Source organism: Candidatus Desulfolinea nitratireducens (assembly GCF_982879505.1).
The window spans coordinates 1-12,883 of sequence record NZ_CEYOSI010000089.1 but is presented as its reverse complement, the minus strand read 5'-3'; the positions used below and the strand labels follow the sequence as shown (position 1 = coordinate 12,883).

Below are 12,883 nucleotides of genomic sequence, written 5' to 3'. Positions count from 1 at the left end.
CCAACCGAGCGGTTTGTTTTTTGAGTCGAGCCAGGTCAATTGCGGGCATTTGATTATTTCCAGTCTCTGAGCGGAGCGCAGTCGCCTGTACCCGTAAGGGTGAAGAGCGGTTCTTGGAAACCCGTCCTTCACCCTTCGAGTACAGGCGACTACATGCTCATTTCATTCGCCCTCCGCTCACACCGTCCCGGTATCCTACGGGAGGAATTGTTTAGTGGTATTTAATACGCCTTTGCGAAATATACTTTCTTCTCAGCCTTCTCTCCACAAACGATACATTTTCCTTCGTCTTCGGGCTGGTCAAGGGGAATTACACGGGTGGTGGCCTTGGTATCCTCTTTTACCTTGGCCTCGCATTCAGCAGATTCGCACCACCAGGAGAGAGCCCATCCTTTTTTGACGACTTCCTTCAGCTCGTCGTAATCTTTGGGTTCGTGGATATTGGCGTCCCGAAATGCGGTCGCTTTTTCAAGCAGGGATGCCTGGATCGTTTCCAGCATTTCGGTAACGACAGCAGGTAAGCCATCCTGTGAGACGAAGGACTTTCCGTCACGCCCGGGGAGATCCCGTCTTGCCAGCGCGACCGATCCTTTTTCCACATCCTTGGGGCCGATATCCATCCGGAGGGGCACTCCGCGCATCTCCCAATCATTGAACTTGAATCCGGGGGAAACCTGGTCGCGGTCATCCACTTTTACGCGAATGCCGGCCTCTTTGAGTTCGGCAAATACCTTATCAACAATAGGCATAACCTTCTCGCGCTCTTCGTCTTTGCGGAAGATGGGTACGATCACAACCTGGAAGGGGGCGATCTTGGGAGGGATGATCAGACCCTGGTCGTCGCCGTGTACCATGATGAGTGCGCCGATCATGCGTGTAGACAAGCCCCATGAAGTCGTATAGCAATGCTCTAATTCATTTTCCTTGTTCAGGAAATCGATATCAAAGGCTTTGGCAAAATTTTGCCCAAAGTAATGGGATGTGCCAGATTGTAGGGCTTTGGTGTCGCCCATCATCGCCTCAATGCCTGTTGTCATTTGTGCGCCAGCAAACCGTTCAGTTTCAGATTTTCGCCCCTTTATCACGGGGATCGCGCAATCATTAATCGCAAAATCTGCGTAGACATCCAGCATTTTATAGGTTTCTTCCATCGCTTCATCAGATGTTGCATGGGCAGTATGCCCTTCTTGCCAGTAAAATTCCGCAGTGCGCAGGAAAAGTCTTGTGCGTAATTCCCAACGCAAGACGGAGCCCCATTGATTGATCAGTACGGGCAGATCACGCCATGATTGGATCCATTTACTGTACATGTAACCGATGATTGTTTCGGAGGTGGGGCGAAAGGCCAATTTTTCTTCCAGTTCATTTCCGCCGCCATGAGTAACGACAGCCAATTCAGGAGAGAAACCTTCGACATGATCTTTTTCTTTTTCAAAGAACGACATAGGTATCAGCGTTGGGAATGCCGCATTAACATGCCCGGTTTCCTTGAAACGGCGGTCGAGGCCAGCTTGCATATTTTCCCAGAGCGTCCAGCCATAGGGGCGTACAACCATGCAACCGCGCACAGGGGCGTAGTCGGCCAGCTCTGATTTCAGGACGAGCTGGTTGTACCACTCGGAGAAGTTTTCAGATTGGGGGGTAAGTTTATCGTCAGCCATTATTTCCTCTTTAGTTTTAAGGTTTGCAGTTTGAATGTTCGAAGGTTGTCAGCTTGAAATTGTTAACTTTCAAACCTTTCAACTTGCGAACCTTCTAGCAGGGTTACAGCAGATTGAACATCGGGAGCGAATTGGAGCAGGTCACGTTGAGATTGTGCGACGTAATCACCCAATTCGGTATAGAAAGCCTGATTGAAAAGGGTCTGCCAGCCCTTCCCGATCAGGATCAGTGGTGTAGGAGGCAAGACTTTGATGATCAGTTGATTCCACATCAGCGAAATTTCAGTCAGTGTTCCGGGACCGCCGGGTAGCGCAAAGGCGGCGTCACAGCGTTCGATGAGGGCGTTCAGCCGCTCTTTGAGCGTTGGGAAGCGCCATTCTTCCTCAACCCAATGATTGGGACGCACATCCCGCCAGGCCTCGATCTCATCGCAAACGACACCGATGACATGTCCGCCCGCTTCGGATGCGCCCCGGCTGACGGCTTCCATCGTGCCGATATATCCGCCTGTCATCACGCTATGACCCTGATTTGCGAGGAGACGACCAAGCTGCTGAGCGTCAGAATAGGCTTTTTCTTCGGGTTTTGGCACTGATCCGCCAAAGACAGTTATTTTCATTTTTAATACTCGTTACTCGTTATTCGTTATTCGATATTCGTTGTTCGTCTGTTAGGGCGTTCTTAGAATCGCCTTATAAAAATGCTTTTCTTTGTGTTCTTTGAGCTTTTGTGGTGAATTATTGAACTAATCCCAATCGCGGGATGCGTTCACTTTCAGTTTATCCAAAATCGCCTGCTCTAAATCTATCTCAGCAATTGACGCCAATTGTAGCAGGTAAAGTGCAACATCGGCGAGTTCTTCCGAAAGTTCTTCCTTATCGAAAGCCTCGTTCCATTGAAAATGTTCCAGGATCTCCGCGGCTTCCAAAGCCAATGAGATGGATAGATTACGCGGAGTCTGCGGGCGTTTGCTGTCAGCCTTGTACCAGCCCTTTGAGCGGACAAAATTATGCATTAATTCTGTGAGTTCAGAAATTTCCATTAAGTTCTCTCTTAAATCCCTCCCCCGTCTGTCACTTTGCCTAAGATTCCCTCTCCCTGTGGGAGAGGGGTAGGGTGAGGGAAAATAAAAAGGGCTCACCATTTCCGGGAGCCCTTGGTTGATATGCAAAAGTGGACCTATCCAGAGATGGCAAGTGAAATATGATGCGAGGTAGGGACCGGTGGTTTAAACATGGCGAGATTATAACCGAAAAACGTATTAATCCTGAGCGATGGGACGCACAACATCCCAGACAGCTTCGGGATGTTTATCCGCTATTTGTAATAAAACCCTCGCGGTGCCTTCAGGTTTTCTACGTCCCTGCTCCCAATTTTGGAGAGTTCGCACGCTGATACCTAGCAATGCGGCAAATTCCCTTTGCGAAAGTTGGTATCCAGATCGGATCCGCTTCACATTCAGTCCATCCACTTCAAACGCGCGAGCAGGTGGGGTCTCCCCGCGTAAAATCGCACCACCTTCTCGAACGCTTTCTACCAATTCATCGAATAATTCATCTTTCATGGGTATTCTTCCTTTACTATTTCTCTTAATACTTTAAGCTGAGATGGGGTCAAGTCGCTTGTCCTGGTTTTAGTGTAAATGAAAAGCATAAGCAATTTATCTTCTTCAACAGCCCAGTAATAAATAACGCGAACGCCACCACGCTTCCCCTTTCCCCTCACCAACCAACGGATTTTACGTAACCCTCCGCTTCCTTTGATAATTGGTGCAGAATTAGGACGATTTACCAATAGTGTTTGAAGCTTTCGGTACTCATCGTCTGTGAGGAAGTTCTGTACTTGTTTTGTAAAAACAGAGGTTTCAACGATTATCATGGATAAATAAAATATACGCCAATGGCGTATATTTGTCAAGGTAATATGAAATATTATTTAATGGCTCGCTAGGTATGGGAGTCGCAATTGACGAGGCGAGATAAAACTGAATAGGGAACTTTGAGATATTAGCTGATTGAATTTATATTAATGGGGGCAAGGGATCTCATCGGCAATTTCATTAAAATTAATATGTCGTAAAAAGAAATAAAACGTGGAATCAACAATTTGTAGCATTTTGCTAGTCTAGTCATAGTCAAACATAGATGGCGAGATGTTCTAATTGCTTTGCAGATTTACCAAATTAGGAAGCAGGTTACTAATATCTGATGCGCGAACATCTGCCCAAGTGTCACGATCACAAAGACGACCGGTTAACTACCCTCTCAAATAACTCGCTCCATTCACGTCAATGATCGTCCCCGTCGAGAAGCGCGATTCTTCCGCCGCGAGGAAAATGACCGCATAGGCAACTTCCTCGGGCTGTGCGACTCTCCCGAGAGGACTCTGATTGCGGATAAAATCTCCCTGGGGGCCAGATAACTTGCTTGCAGCCATGTCTGTTTCCACAAATCCAGGGGCAACCACACCAAGATAGATATTCTCTGTAGCCAGTTTTTGGGCCAGGGATTGGGTCATTGCATTCAGGCCGGCCTTGCTTGCGCCGTAGGCAGGCATTTCAGGCTCACCCCGAAATGCGCCGCGCGAGGAGACGTTTACGATCCGCCCGCCGCCGTTTGCACGCATAAATTGAGAAGCCCAATAGATCACATTTGCCGGTGCGACCAGGTTGACTGACAAGATCAGTTGCCAGGTATCCTGCCATTCTTCGTAGCTGACTTTATCGATCGGGTGAACCTGCGAAATCCCGGCGTTATTGACGACGATGTCCAAACCGCCCAAACCTTTGACGGTTTCCACGATCATCCCCTCGATCAGGGCAGGGTTTGAGACATCCGCCTGAACAAGAATATGCGGTCCACCTTTCAGGGTGGCCTGTGTTTCTTTGGCAGCCTCTGCATTGTGAAGGTAATTGATCGCCACCTTTGCACCCCGCTCTGCGAAAGCCTGTGCGCAAGCCTTGCCAATTCCACGTGAACCGCCGGTGATCAGTACTCGTTTTCCTTGAAAATTCATCAAAATCTCCTTTTAGTTATTGGCACTTTTCAAAGCTTCTAATTCTTTGGCTTTCTTCTCGCTCAGCCTCATCCGGATAATATTGAAACCGATAATTAAGAACAGGATAATAATCCTGTAGATGGGTTTAACTGGCAGAAGTAATCCCACTGCCAGGATGCCAACCCCAACCAGTCCATGAGATAGCCAGTTTCACCAATCTTTCAAATAAGTCCAAATTGATTCAAGTACATTTTTCATTGTTATTTGTTCCCTTAAGCCTTTCTATACTAGACCTCTTGCATATTTGCTCCCAGCGGCGTCCCCGCCGCCGCCCTAAAGGATGCGACGCAAAGGACGGCGGCTAGAGCAATGTGAAAAAGGGACTTTTGTAAGAAGTCTAATTTAGTTTTCAGGAAATATGTTCTTTTCCAGTTTCTAAATTTCGAATATTCTTCATCCCATTCTACATGATAAAATCAACTCATGCACGTTATTCTGACCCACGAACAGGCCGATTTCGACGCCCTGGCCTCCCTCTTTTGCGCCTCCTTGCTCGATGAGCAGGCCGTGCCTGTTTTGCCGCGTCGGCTTAATCGCAATTTGCGGGCCTTTCTCACCCTCTATGGGCGTGAATTTCCTTTTGTTGACCCTCGTGACCTCTCAGGTGAAAAGATAGAATCCGCTTTACTTGTGGATACCCAATCCCTTGTGACCCTAAAAGGTATGGGAAAGAAGACGCGCATTCGGGTTGTCGATCATCATCCGCTTCGTGAAAATCTTTCTGCCGATTGGGAAGTGATCGTGGAAGATGTCGGCGCGACGGTCACCCTCCTGACCGAAAGTTTGCGTCAGACCGATGAGCATCTTTCTGTGCCCCATGCAACTTTGCTCCTGCTCGGCATATATGAAGATACGGGATCATTATCCTATGTCAGCACAACCCCACGGGATGTCCGCGCGGCAGCCTGGCTCCTGGAGCAGGGTGCCAGCCTGAAAATTGCCTCAGAATTTCTCAACCCGCCTCTCTCGCCAAAGCAGCGCATCATTTACGATATCCTCAGTGCAAACGCGGAAACTCACGAGATCAATGGACATCAGATCATCATTGCCTGCGCCGACGCTGAAGATTTGGAAGAGGAGGTATCCACGCTGGCGCATAAGCTTCGCGATCTGCTTGATCCCGATGCCCTTTTCATCCTTGTATCAACTGTTGAAGGGATTCGCCTTGTTGCCCGTTCTAGAACCGATCATATCGATGTCGGGAAGATTGCTGCTGAATTTGGTGGTGGTGGACACCCCCGTGCGGCGGCTGCGCTCATTCGTCAGGAATCCCCCTCTCCCTCAGGGAGAGGGGGCAGGGGTGAGGGTAGCAGGCCGAATTCCACACGCGTGCCCTGCCGACAACTCCTTGAGCTGCTCCCGGCCAGGGTCCAGCCTCCAATCACGGTTGCCGAGATCATGTCTCGTGGTCCGCAGGTTATTTCCCCTGATACCCCGGTTGAAGAAGCTGCCCAGCAAATGCAGCGGTTTGGCTATGAGGGCTATCCTGTAGTGGACAATGGGAAAGTGGTTGGGCTGCTCAACCGACGTTCGGTGGATCGGGCAATAGCCCATCACCTCACGCTGACCGCTGCCAGTCTGATGGAGGCTGGAGAGGTGATCGTTGCTCCGGATGATTCTCTTCCGACTCTCCAAACCCTGATGATGGATAGCGGCTGGGGACAGATTCCCGTGGTTGAGGAGGGTGAGGTGATCGGGATCGTGACCCGCACCGATTTGCTCAAAACCCTCGCCCCGCACTCTCCCCGCGCTGCAGAAGCTGACTTTGGAAAACTCCTTAAAAAATCTCTGCCTCCTTCGCGGCTTGATCTGATTCGGAAAGTAGCCGAAGCTGCCGCCGGTGAACAAGTGGCCCTGTATGTGGTTGGCGGATTTGTGCGTGATCTTTTGCTTGACCGTCCCAGCCTTGATTTTGATATTGTTGTGGAAGGGGATGCGATATCGCTGGCCCATAAACTGGCTGAAAAATACGGCGGACGGGTGACCACTCACTCCCGCTTTGGGACGGCAAAATGGTTTCTTAAGGGGTCAAAGTTTGAAAGTGATGCTCAAGTCGCCGTCCTCGGCGGCGAGGACTCCACCGAGAGCAAAATTAAGGCTTCCAACCTTCCAACCTTTCTTGATTTCATCACCGCCCGGACAGAGTTTTATAAAAGTCCTACCGCCCTTCCGACCGTTTCACAGGGGAGCATTAAACTAGATTTGCATCGCCGTGACTTCACGATTAATACGCTTGCCCTGCGTCTTGACGGGACACATTATGGCGAGCTGCACGATCATTGGGGCGGCCTGGCCGACCTTGAGCGTGGTCTTGTGCGCGTGTTGCATTCGCTCTCATTTGTCGATGACCCCACCCGCATGTTGCGCGCCGTCCGATTTGAGCAGCGCTTTAGTTTTTCCCTTGGCGTGCGCACGCAAGAGTTGATGGATGAAGCTCGCCCGCTTTTGGGCAAATTAAGCGGACAACGTATCCGCCATGAACTGGATTTGATCCTGAATGAGCCACGCGCTGTAGCGATGTTTTCCCGTCTTTCAGATTTGGGGTTGCTGGAAGCAATTTCTCCCTCACTGACACGGGATCAGGGGCTTGCTGGCCGTTTAAATAACGCCCTCAACGCTCCGCCACCGCGCGATTTTGGTGATTTACCGAGCATTGCCAATCTTCCCAAACGTCTGGCCCTGGGATACCTGGTTTGGTTGTTGCCTCTTCCCGTAAAAGGATTGCATGCCGTGAGCAAAAAGCTCCGCTTTCAAGCTGCGTTGAAATCTGCTTTGCTTTCCGTGGGAGAACTTTTCGACGATTCACCGGCCCTCAAAGATGCAAAGATCAGCGATTGGACCTCTCGTCTGGATGGGATTTCACCTCTCGCACTTTACGCGGCTTTCCTTTGCCCCGCCGATGACACGCTGCATGATTCGATCGGTCAATATCTTGCCAAATGGAGATATGTCCAGCCGACCCTGGGTGGTGACGATCTCCAGGAACGCGGCCTCAAACCGGGACCGCGTTATCGCGAGATCCTTACCCGTCTCCGCGCTGCCTGGCTGGATGGGGAGATCAAGACACCGAAAGAAGAAATTACCCTGTTGGAGAGGTTGCTCAAAAAAAGCGATAACTGAGGAATTATTAATTTCCTTAGATCCGTATTAAAGTAAGATTCTCCCATAATAAACCCATGAAAAACTATAAACGTATCATCATCAAAATTGGGACGAGTGTTCTCACCAGCGGCAGCCCAAAATTAGACCGCCCCAAAATGATCAATATTGTCAGCGAATGCGCAGAGTTGCATCGCAAGGGCATTGAGATAATCATTGTTAGCTCTGGTGCAGTTGCGGTTGGCAAAGAACGGCTGGGATTTCCTGAACTCCCTGCTACTATGGCAAGTAAGCAGTTATTCGCTGCTGTTGGCCAGAGTCGCCTAATGCAGGTGTGGGAGCAACTCTTCGAAATATATGATATTCAGGTTGGGCAGATTTTGCTGACCCGATCCGATATAGAAGGACGATCTCGTTATCTCCATGCGCGAGATACCATGGACGCCTTGCTGGGGCAGAGGGTTATTCCCATAATCAATGAGAATGACGCAGTCGCCACTGAGGAGATCAAACTGGGTGATAATGATAATCTCTCTGCAATGGTGACTATGCTGGCAGATGCAGACCTTCTTGTTATGTTAACTGACCAGCCAGGTTTATTCACCTCTGATCCGCGAAAAAATCCAGATGCCAAACTGATCGCCGAAGTTAGCAATATAGATGAAATTGCGGATGTTGAGATCAGTCCAAGCCACACAGGGTTGGGGACCGGCGGCATGATCACAAAATTAAAAGCCGCGGACTACGCTCGTCGCGCCGGTGCGGATGTTGTTATCGCAGCGGGAGGCGCGCCAAAAATCATCACGCGCATTTTTCGGGAAGAATCGGTTGGGACACGTTTCCGCGCACTATCCACACCGCTCGAGAGTCGAAAACGCTGGATATTGACCCGCTCTTCTCCGGGAAAGCTGATCATTGATAAGGGCGCGGCTCAGGCACTCATTCAAAATGGACGGAGCTTGCTGCCTGCCGGTATTCTGAGTGTAGAAGGGGATTTCCGGCGTGGAGAAACGATATCCATCCTTACTATTGACGGTGAAGAATTAGCACGTGGTATTGCCAGATATGGGAGCGACGACCTCGATCATATTAAAGGGAAACGTTCAGAGCAGATCACGGAAATTTTAGGATATTTTTATGGTGCTGTTGCCGTTCATCGCAACGATTTAATTTTATTGAGTGAATAATAGTAAAGGAAAGAATATGGCAAATCTAATAGAAATGGGTAAAAATGCAAAAGCTGCTAGTCGCGTATTGGCAACAATGAAAACTGAGCAGAAAAATGCTGTCTTACACCTGATTGCTGATGAAATAGAAGCGCAAGCAGATTTTGTATTGGCTCAAAATGAAAAAGATATTGCTGACGGGAAAGCTGCTGGTTTGAGCCCGGCCATATTGGATAGGTTGCTTCTTACAAAAAAACGCGTCGGTGCGCTCGCTGATGATACACGCGGCGTTGCGGAACTATCTGACCCGGTCGGATCTGTTATCGAAGCGCGTGTTCTTCCGAATGGTCTCCGTTTGAGCAAACGCCGCATCCCAATTGGGGTTTTGGGTGTCATCTACGAGGCAAGACCTAACGTGACCATTGATATTGCCGCGCTCAGCTTGAAAACAGGGAATGCTGCTATTTTGCGAGGTGGCAAAGAAACCTTGCGGAGCAATTTGGCCCTCGTAAAAATAATCCAAACCGCGTTGGAAAAAGCGGGCTTGCCCCCGTCAATAGTTCAAATTATTGATGATCCAGATCGCGCGCTAGTGCCACAATTTTTAAAATTGGATCAATATATAGATATGATTATTCCCCGTGGTGGGGCAGGATTGCACCGTTTGTGCATAGAAGAATCAACCATCCCCGTTATTACCGGTGGGATGGGGATCTGCCATATCTTCGTGGATGCTTCTGCGAATTTGGCGGAAACTCTTGATATTATCGAAAACGCCAAAGTACAGCGTCCCAGTGTATGCAATTCATTGGATACAGTTTTGGTGCATAGGGCTGTTGCAGAAGAATTTCTTCCTCAGATGGCTGCTCGGTTGGCAAAAAGCAAGGTCGTTTTAAGAGCGGCGCCTGAAGCTTTTTCCATCCTGAATAATGGTGATCACCTGGCAGAAGTGCATCCAGCGGGGGAAGATGATTTTGATACGGAATGGTTGTCTTTGATATTGGGATTAAAAATTGTTGACGGCCTTGATGATGCCATTGCGCATATTCATCAACATAGCACGGAACATTCAGATGGGATTTTGACCAATGATCTGGAAAATGCCAACCGCTTTGTTGATGAAGTTAATTCATCAGCTGTTTTTGTTAATGCCAGCACGAGGTTTAATGATGGTGGGCAATTTGGATTGGGGGCAGAAGTGGCAGTGAGTACGCAAAAATTACATGCCCGAGGACCGATGGGGCTGGAGGAGCTCACAACTTATAAGTGGATTGTACTTGGTGATGGGCATGTAAGAGGGTAGGCTAAGGATAGTCGTAATGAGATATTAGACTTCCGAGTTCTCGAAGAACTCGGAAGTCTCTTTATGTTACCGATAATGCTTTTTCATTTCCGAAGCATATTTCATTCCCACGCTATGATTATTCTCCTTCAACCAATCAGCCAGATGCGTCTTCCCCAGTGGTGGTTCCGAGGAAACCAGCAAGCCCTCCATCAGGCCGTCGACCTCATCCTGGGTTAGCACCACATCCCCGACAAAGGCGCCGATGATCTGGGATGCCCATAAGGCCAACTTGGGAGGCATCTTTAGCAATCGCGCTGGTCGTTCAATTTCAGCGGCGATCAACCGTACCATTTCCTCGAAGCTGAAAATATCTGGCCCGACTGTGTCAGTGATGATATCCTCTTTGCGAGTGCTCAGGTCCACGGCCAAATCCGCATAGTCCTCGACAAAGATCGGCTGCAACCGGTAGCTCCCATTGCCGGGCAAGCCAAAAAGGGGAAATTTCCGCAGCAGCCAGGCGATATTATTGACCAGGATATCCTCATCCCCAAATAAAACCGTTGGACGCAAAATCGCATATCCCAGGGAAGATGCCTTAATCGCTTTTTCCAATTTTGCTTTACCACTGAAATATGGCAGATGCGAATCCAGGCTTGGATTTGTGATGCTGGTATGTACAATCCGTTTTACACCGGCCTGCTCTGCTGCACGGATAAGCGTCAGTGTATTTGAAACCGCTTGCTCATGCGTATTCTTGCCGTGAGAAAAACGCACCCAATAGGTGTTGAAAAGGATCTCCACACCATTGAGCGTTTCTGCCAGCTTATCTGGTTCGTCAAAATCAAAAGAATAAGCTTTTACTTTCCCATTAAATGGATCAGGATTATTAGGATGCCCCGTTAATGTAATCACCTCATCTCCCCGCGCCAGTAGTCGTTGAGTGATATATTTTCCTGTGTAGCTAAATGCTCCAGTTACCGCTATTTTCATATTGTTCTCCTTATAAAATTTATATCAGTCTCTGAGCGGAACCGAAGCGATATTTTTAGCGTAGGAGTAGTCGAAGAGCGGCTTCCATTTAAACGTCCTTCGTCTGCGCTATGCTCCGTTCAGGAGCTGTACCCTTAATTATTTCTTCAAGAGCCCATTTATTTTCTGGACCGTATCAGGCTGTCATTGTGTATCAAGAACCCGTTCCCTGCGAGGGAACGGGTTCTTTTGGGTCAATTATTTCTTCAACAGCCCAACCACCTTCTGGACCGTATTCTGATTCATCGTATCGAGTGCAGCCACAACCCGGACGAGATTATCCAACCCATCGAAAAAGGATTGCATTTCTCCCACACGCTCATGCACAAAATTCCATTCTTCCGCTTTGCCTGAGGTACTTGTGCCTGATTCCAGCTCTCCGAGTGTATCCCTGACCGAAGATAACGCGCGATCAAACTCGCTGTTTTCACGTCCTTTCAGAATGGTTCGGATCGCCTTGTAAAAATCACTCTCTGCAATATAGTAATCCTTCCGGTCACCAAGTTTGGATTGACGATGGATCAATCCCATCCGCGCCAGGGAACGGACACCAGTGCTGATCGCACCTTTGGTAAAACCTGTATGCACGACAATCTCGTCCAGCGAGAGGGCTGAGGGAGAGATGTAAAGCACCGCAAAGATCGCTCCCATGCTTTTGGGGAATCCCCAATATTGGCTGATCTGGCTTAATCCCTGGATAAAATTTTCTTTGATTTCTGCAAGTGGAGTGATTGGCATAAGATACTCTCTTTGTTTGATATAGTTTGTTTAGTAAATACTAAATAAACTATACAGTAAATAACATTGAATGTCAAGTGATAATGAAATCTACTAAAGTTTGGATAGTTTTTCCCTCTATGCTATACTCTAGCGAAATTTATTTTACTGACTCTATAATACGAGGTTCTATGTCTGTTGTCGCTTGTAAAATTACAAAAAAGGGCTATGAAATTGCCGCGGATTCAATTTCGGTGCGCGGATATACCCAAACGAAGAATAATACCGGACGTTCCAAGCTCTTTGAAATTAATAATATGGTCATCGGCTCTGTTGGTCTTGCCGAGGAAAGCAGCCTCCTGCATATTTTTGCTAAAACCCATCAGCCCGCATCAGCCACTGAAGAGGGTATATTGGAATTTTGGGGAGAATTTGCTGAATGGAAAAAAAAACGTACTGACCGTGGAGAGATTACCAACTCCTATTTTATTGGAACTGGGGGAGTAGTTTTTTCCATTCATGAGTGGCTGATCGAGACCGTCGTCTCTTATGAAGCGATCGGTGCCGGGATGGATTTTGCACTTGCCGCGCTTCATCTTGGTCATGATGCTGAGGCAGCCGTAGCAACGGCAATAGAGCTTTCTGTTTTTTGTGAGTCACCTATTCAGGTCATCAAAAAATAAGCCATAACAGGGGATTTTACCTCTGCGTGAAAAAAAATGGCTTGACACATTTGCTTCCCCCCTGTAAAATCCTCCTGTTCGAAAATCTTAGGCTGAAATGCCTAAAATTTATTTAATCTCACTTCCTCGGGAGGAATAAATTAGTATGAATTACATGGGTCTTTCAATGTTTGAAACAATTGCGA

The 12,883-nt window shown here is 48.3% G+C and carries 12 protein-coding genes; 4 read left to right on the top strand and 8 right to left on the bottom strand.

The window, feature by feature from the left end:
* Positions 1–221 precede the first annotated feature (221 nt).
* From proS to AC3DOM_RS09445, 6 genes are all read right to left on the bottom strand, one after another.
* Positions 222–1,661, bottom strand: coding sequence for a proline--tRNA ligase (proS, locus tag AC3DOM_RS09470; protein WP_487918800.1), 1,440 nt, complete (start codon positions 1,659–1,661; stop codon positions 222–224).
* Positions 1,662–1,723: 62 nt separating this feature from the next.
* Entirely contained in the window at positions 1,724–2,281 is a 558-nt protein-coding gene (locus AC3DOM_RS09465) for an LOG family protein (protein WP_487918799.1), read from the bottom strand.
* Between the two features lie 126 nt (positions 2,282–2,407).
* Positions 2,408–2,704: a MazG-like family protein gene (locus AC3DOM_RS09460; RefSeq protein ID WP_487918798.1), complete on the bottom strand. Its 297-nt coding sequence runs from the start codon at positions 2,702–2,704 to the stop codon at positions 2,408–2,410.
* A 219-nt stretch (positions 2,705–2,923) separates the two neighbouring features.
* Positions 2,924–3,226, bottom strand: a complete 303-nt coding sequence (locus AC3DOM_RS09455; RefSeq protein ID WP_487918797.1) for a helix-turn-helix domain-containing protein — start codon at positions 3,224–3,226, stop codon at positions 2,924–2,926.
* On the bottom strand, positions 3,223–3,540 hold the full coding sequence (locus AC3DOM_RS09450; RefSeq protein WP_487918796.1) for a hypothetical protein: 318 nt from the start codon (positions 3,538–3,540) through the stop codon (positions 3,223–3,225). The genes AC3DOM_RS09455 and AC3DOM_RS09450 overlap by 4 nt, the downstream gene beginning before the upstream one ends.
* 378 nt (positions 3,541–3,918) lie before the next feature.
* Positions 3,919–4,677, bottom strand: a complete 759-nt coding sequence (locus AC3DOM_RS09445) for an SDR family NAD(P)-dependent oxidoreductase (protein ID WP_487918795.1) — start codon at positions 4,675–4,677, stop codon at positions 3,919–3,921.
* Positions 4,678–5,142: 465 nt separating this feature from the next.
* Between AC3DOM_RS09445 and AC3DOM_RS09440 the strand changes: the two genes are divergently transcribed.
* From AC3DOM_RS09440 to AC3DOM_RS09430, 3 genes are read left to right on the top strand one after another with little or no spacing between them, the layout of a single operon-like run.
* Complete coding sequence (locus AC3DOM_RS09440) at positions 5,143–7,839, top strand: CBS domain-containing protein (protein ID WP_487918794.1); 2,697 nt, start codon at positions 5,143–5,145, stop codon at positions 7,837–7,839.
* Between the two features lie 56 nt (positions 7,840–7,895).
* Complete coding sequence (proB, locus tag AC3DOM_RS09435) at positions 7,896–9,005, top strand: glutamate 5-kinase (RefSeq protein WP_487918793.1); 1,110 nt, start codon at positions 7,896–7,898, stop codon at positions 9,003–9,005.
* A 16-nt stretch (positions 9,006–9,021) separates the two neighbouring features.
* The gene (locus tag AC3DOM_RS09430; protein ID WP_487918792.1) at positions 9,022–10,287 is read left to right on the top strand and encodes a glutamate-5-semialdehyde dehydrogenase; all 1,266 of its coding nucleotides are present in this window, start codon (positions 9,022–9,024) and stop codon (positions 10,285–10,287) included.
* A 66-nt stretch (positions 10,288–10,353) separates the two neighbouring features.
* On the opposite strand, the gene AC3DOM_RS09425 is transcribed toward AC3DOM_RS09430, so the two are convergent.
* Positions 10,354–11,259, bottom strand: a complete 906-nt coding sequence (locus AC3DOM_RS09425; protein WP_487918791.1) for an SDR family oxidoreductase — start codon at positions 11,257–11,259, stop codon at positions 10,354–10,356.
* A gap of 237 nt (positions 11,260–11,496) precedes the next feature.
* Positions 11,497–12,036 carry a GbsR/MarR family transcriptional regulator gene (locus AC3DOM_RS09420; protein ID WP_487918790.1) on the bottom strand — a complete coding sequence of 180 codons (540 nt, stop codon included), beginning with the start codon at positions 12,034–12,036 and terminating at the stop codon, positions 11,497–11,499.
* Positions 12,037–12,119: 83 nt separating this feature from the next.
* Between AC3DOM_RS09420 and AC3DOM_RS09415 the strand changes: the two genes are divergently transcribed.
* Positions 12,120–12,698 (top strand): hypothetical protein, encoded by a 579-nt coding sequence (locus AC3DOM_RS09415; protein ID WP_487918789.1) that lies wholly within the window; start codon positions 12,120–12,122, stop codon positions 12,696–12,698.
* The last annotated feature ends 185 nt before the right edge of the window (positions 12,699–12,883 follow it).

Excerpts from the sequence above, each read along its gene's own strand:
- proS (WP_487918800.1), bottom strand. The coding sequence starts at position 1,661 with ATGGCTGACGATAAACTTACCCCCCAATCTGAAAACTTCTCCGAGTGG.
- AC3DOM_RS09465 (WP_487918799.1), bottom strand. The coding sequence starts at position 2,281 with ATGAAAATAACTGTCTTTGGCGGATCAGTGCCAAAACCCGAAGAAAAA.
- AC3DOM_RS09460 (WP_487918798.1), bottom strand. The coding sequence starts at position 2,704 with ATGGAAATTTCTGAACTCACAGAATTAATGCATAATTTTGTCCGCTCA.
- AC3DOM_RS09455 (WP_487918797.1), bottom strand. The coding sequence starts at position 3,226 with ATGAAAGATGAATTATTCGATGAATTGGTAGAAAGCGTTCGAGAAGGT.
- AC3DOM_RS09450 (WP_487918796.1), bottom strand. The coding sequence starts at position 3,540 with ATGATAATCGTTGAAACCTCTGTTTTTACAAAACAAGTACAGAACTTC.
- AC3DOM_RS09445 (WP_487918795.1), bottom strand. The coding sequence starts at position 4,677 with ATGAATTTTCAAGGAAAACGAGTACTGATCACCGGCGGTTCACGTGGA.
- AC3DOM_RS09440 (WP_487918794.1), top strand. The coding sequence starts at position 5,143 with ATGCACGTTATTCTGACCCACGAACAGGCCGATTTCGACGCCCTGGCC.
- proB (WP_487918793.1), top strand. The coding sequence starts at position 7,896 with ATGAAAAACTATAAACGTATCATCATCAAAATTGGGACGAGTGTTCTC.
- AC3DOM_RS09430 (WP_487918792.1), top strand. The coding sequence starts at position 9,022 with ATGGCAAATCTAATAGAAATGGGTAAAAATGCAAAAGCTGCTAGTCGC.
- AC3DOM_RS09425 (WP_487918791.1), bottom strand. The coding sequence starts at position 11,259 with ATGAAAATAGCGGTAACTGGAGCATTTAGCTACACAGGAAAATATATC.
- AC3DOM_RS09420 (WP_487918790.1), bottom strand. The coding sequence starts at position 12,036 with ATGCCAATCACTCCACTTGCAGAAATCAAAGAAAATTTTATCCAGGGA.
- AC3DOM_RS09415 (WP_487918789.1), top strand. The coding sequence starts at position 12,120 with ATGAAATCTACTAAAGTTTGGATAGTTTTTCCCTCTATGCTATACTCT.